1 protein-coding gene is annotated in these 1,382 nt (G+C 65.0%); it reads left to right on the plus strand.

What is annotated here, in order from left to right:
• Positions 1-1,382 (plus strand): condensation domain-containing protein (locus tag PA598K_RS35150; RefSeq protein ID WP_260405769.1); only part of this gene is annotated, 1,382 nt, incomplete at both ends.

Genomic DNA, 1,382 nt, shown 5'->3' on the forward strand with positions numbered 1-1,382 from the left:
ACTGCTGTCGAGCGCGATGAAGCTGGCAGCAATCACGCAGACCGCGATGATGCCGCCTGCCATAACTCCGATCGCGATGGCGCAGACAGCCATAACGCTGAGCGCGATGCGGCAACCGCGGCGGCGCTGGCGGACTGGGTGCGGTCATTCGATCTGGAGCAAGCTCCGCTGTTGCGGGCAGGCTTGCTCCGGCTGAGCGAGGAGAAGCATCTGCTGCTGCTCGATATGCATCATAGCATCGGGGATGCGCTCACCACGCAGCTGCTGCTCTCCGAGCTGGCAGCCGCCTATGAAGGCAGACAGCTGCCTGCGCCGAGCTTCGATTATAAGGACTATGCGGCCTGGCAGAGGAGCTGGAGGGCGAGCGAGGCTGCTCGCCGCCAACGCGACTACTGGAGCCGCCAGCTAGGCGGCGAGCTGCCGGTGCTGGAGCTGCCGACGGATCGGCGACGGCCGGCGGTGCAGACCTTTGCAGGCGACCGCGTCGCCTTTGCGACGAATGAAGGACTGATGCAGCAGCTGCAAGAGCTGGCGCGCCAGCATGGCTGCACCCTGTTCATGGTACTGCTGGCCGCCTATGCGACGCTGCTCTCCCGCTACGCAGGAGCGGAGGAGCTGACCGTCGGCACCCCGGCAGCGGGACGCACCCATCCGCAGACGACCGACATGCCGGGCTTATTCGTCAATACGCTGGTGCTGCGCATGCGGCCGCGGCAGGAGCTGCCGTATGCCCGTTTCCTGGAGACGGTCCGGGAGACGGCAATCGCCGCCTACGAGCATCAGGATATGCCGTTCGAGGAGCTTGTGGAGCTGCTCGACATGCGTCGCGATCCATCCCGCAATCCGTTGTTCGATACGATGTTCCTGATGCAGCAGGAGGAGACGGGAGCGCTGCGTCTCGGCGAGGCGACGCTGACGTCTGTGCCGCTGCCTTACCGGGTATCGGCATTCGACCTGACGTTGTCCGCCGACGAGACGGCGGAGGGGCTGCGCTTCGAGCTGGAGTACAACACCGATCTGTTCGACGCGTCGACCATCCGACGGATGGCGGGGCACTACATGCAGTTGCTGGCATCCATCGTCGCTGCGCCAGAGGAGCAGTTGGGACGGCTCTCGATGCTCTCGGCAGCGGAGCTGCATCAGCTCACGAGCGAGCTGGCGGTCCACCGGCAACTGTCGGCAACGGAGTCCGTCGAGCGTGCGACAGCCGATGGTGCGCTAGCAGGAGCGGTCGATCAGCCTGACGATGGTGTGCCGACGAGAGCAGTTGATCAGGCCGATGACGGTGCTTCGAAAAGGTCGTTCAATGTGCCCGCCGACCAGCCTGTCAGCGCTGCGACGGCAGGCGAACGTCTCCTACCTTCAACCTGGCCGACCGATGG

It is taken from the genome of Paenibacillus sp. 598K (genome assembly GCF_003851045.1).
Lineage (GTDB): Bacteria > Bacillota > Bacilli > Paenibacillales > Paenibacillaceae > Paenibacillus_D.